Annotated in this window: 2 protein-coding genes; both read right to left on the bottom strand. The window is 65.3% G+C overall.

The annotated features are described in order from the left end of the window. Nucleotides 1-20: 20 nt before the first annotated feature. Complete coding sequence (locus ACWDA7_RS51810; RefSeq protein WP_450615055.1) at nt 21-1,007, bottom strand: transposase domain-containing protein; 987 nt, start codon at nt 1,005-1,007, stop codon at nt 21-23. A gap of 1,017 nt (nt 1,008-2,024) precedes the next feature. Next, nucleotides 2,025-2,234, bottom strand: coding sequence for a hypothetical protein (locus tag ACWDA7_RS51805; RefSeq protein WP_450615054.1), 210 nt, complete (start codon nt 2,232-2,234; stop codon nt 2,025-2,027). Nucleotides 2,235-2,834 lie beyond the last annotated feature (600 nt).

The following is a 2,834-nucleotide window of genomic DNA, read 5'->3' as shown; positions in this document are numbered from 1 at the left end:
CCTTGAGCACTGGCCCGGAACTATCCTGTCGGCAGCAACCACCGTCCTCCTTCAGGTAATTCACTCAAACTCGTGCGACATCGTGTCGCACCCCACCGTTCGTGGTAGAGGCGTACGAGGGTGGCAGCCGGGTCGCTGGCGGGATCGAGCAGACTCGTGGCCAGCAGGTAGGAGTCACCGATCCGCTGGCCGTCGGCACAGGTGGCGGTGACCGTGGCCTCGATGATCCGCACGGGGCGGCCGTCGATGTGGGTGAGATAGGACCCGTCGGACAGGACCGTTTCGACGAGTGGGCGGCGGGCGGAGCGGAGACGGATCAGATACTGGGCCCCGGTGGCGGACACCGCGCCGAGGAACGCGTCGGAGTCGAATCCCCGGTCGGCCAGCAGCAGCATCTGCGGATTCAGCGCTGGCAACAACGTGGTGGCAGCGGCCAGTTCACCCACAGAGCAAGGCCCGAAGGTCGCCGCGAGCAGGCCGCGTGTGCCCGTCTCGCACAGTGCCGTCAGGCGCAGTGCCGGGTAGCCGGCGTCTCCGAGTTGGTTGCGGGTCTTTCCCAGTACCGCACGCAGCCCCGGCCGGTCGGGGGTCCTGATCGAGCTGCACCCGTCGAAGGCCACGGTCCGCCACTGCCGATAGCGCACCCCGGGGGCGTCCGGCGGAGCCAGGGGCCCCGCCAGTACCTCGAACAGGAGCCGGAACGGTGTCGGTCCCAGCCGGCGTCGGACCTCCCCCAGCGCACGTTCCGAGGGGACGATGCGCAGGTCGGCCGGTAGGCCGGCGATGAGCTTGCCCCACACTCGCGCGTACCCCAGCGACGGGAAGAGCGCCAGGGCCAGCACGAAGTAGACCCCGACCCGCGAGGGCAGCAGCCGCAGCCGCTGCTGAACCCGGCGCGTCTGGCCCAGCACGTCCTCCACGAGCTCGAAGGGCACATACTGCGTCAACTCCCCCAGATGGCCGGGCGAGTACAGACCGCGGGCAGTCGTGATGGTACGCGTGAACACCGACATGGCACACTTGCCGAGCAACGGGACCCCCGAAGCAGGATTACTTGGTCGTTCTCCATGCTTCCACCGGGGGTCCCGTTCCAGCTCCACCCAAGGGCCCTGCCTCGTAGCGGCGTTGGCCTACGCTCCGAACCATCACGACGCCATGACCACGACCACTGGCGCCGATTTGACCTGCGGCGTTTCCGCTTAACTTCCGGGCATTGGGCCCTGGGCGAAGGCCTTCACCACATGCTGGCAACGACTGCCCGACCTGCCTGCCATCGTCACCTGACGACCGCACCCCGACCCGACGAGGACCAGGAAGGAGGACAACCGGCAGCACCCCGGGCCCGTGGAACCCGGCGCACCCGCAGCGTCATGCGACGGCCCGCCTCACACGGCAGGAGGACATTACGGGCGAACCGCCGAGTCAATCAGCAGCCCAACCCCGCTGAAGAATCGAGGTCAAGCCTCCGTGCGGTCTCAGACAGTTCGGAAGGGCTACATGACGAAAAACGGCATTGACAGACGGCACGTCAGATCAATTGCCAACCAGATGGATTCACCATGTGGCCGTCGTCTCTTGCTGGTCAATGCCATGCCAATGGAGGTGTTGTGAGGCTGCCGCGGTAGGCGAGTGAACCGCCGTTGGTGCCTGCCTGTGTCGATCGTCGATCCGGAGGAGATGGCTCGCCTTGATGTACGAGGGCGACCGCCTCGGCGGCATTCCCCACGAGTACCAACACGCCGCATGATCTGCACGGATGAGGTTATCGGCAAGCGCGAGGCCGGGCTGCGGCTCTTCGCCCGCCATTGAATGGCGAGTTCTGAAAGCACAGGCCACCGATATCGGTGGCAAGACCAGGAGGATTGAGATGCGTGCCGGCCGTGCCTGACTGTCACCCTTACAAGGCGGCGTCGCCGCCCATACATGAGCGCCCTCCCCGGCCGTCTTGGGGCAGGGGAGGGCGCTCAATGGTGAGTAACGTCGACGACTGCCGACAGCTCATCAGTAGGTAGTCAGGCTGCCGATCAGAAGGAGGCGAAGACGCCGGCCTGGTGGAACTGGCCGATGGCACCCAGGGCCTCGTTCTTGACGGCGTCGACCTGGGCCAGGACATCCGAGTCGGTGATCGCCATCGGGCCGGCGATGACGCCGACGTGCGGGCTCAGGCCACCGGAGACGTTGTCGAGCTCGGCGTCGGAGATCTCAACGGTCTGAACCTGGGGAGCGGAGTTCATCACGGGACTTCCCTTCACATGGATCTTCCACAAGGAGTGAGCGGCCCCGCGGGGACAGACGGCGGGCCGCTGCCGCAGGCGTGCGACATCCGTTTCGGAAACCCTTCGCGCGGCCCTGACGGCGCAAGGATCAAATCACGGAGCGCACCAAGCATCCAGTCAATCGGTGCTCCCACCACAGGAGTTCATTGCACAGATTGCTCATCCGTGCAGACCTGAACACGGATTGAGGACAACCTCTCTACACGCTCCATGGCACCGGGAGGTGACGGGTATTGCCACGGTGGTTCCGAACTGGAAATTCCATATCAACAGAGCGCCATCCGGCAGGCACATGTGCAGATCCACCACACCCCGTGTGGCGGTTGCACATTTGGTGTGCGGATTTCACCCCGCAGGGCGCACACAGGGACGATCGAAGGCTCCTTGCAATCAAGCGGCGGGAGTGGACCGAAGGGCCGTCGCCTGCCGTCACCGGTCCCAGCCGTCACAGTAGATGCTGGCACACCGTTCCTAGTCAGTGAGCAGGAGTGAGTCTTGTACCCAATCCTGGTCAACTGGCGCATCCCGAACGGTGGTGGATGCACTGGTCTCCCGCGT

This window comes from Streptomyces sp. NPDC001156 (assembly GCF_053598275.1).
Note: the sequence above shows the minus strand (reverse complement) of the source record. Positions and strands in the feature narration are given on the sequence as shown.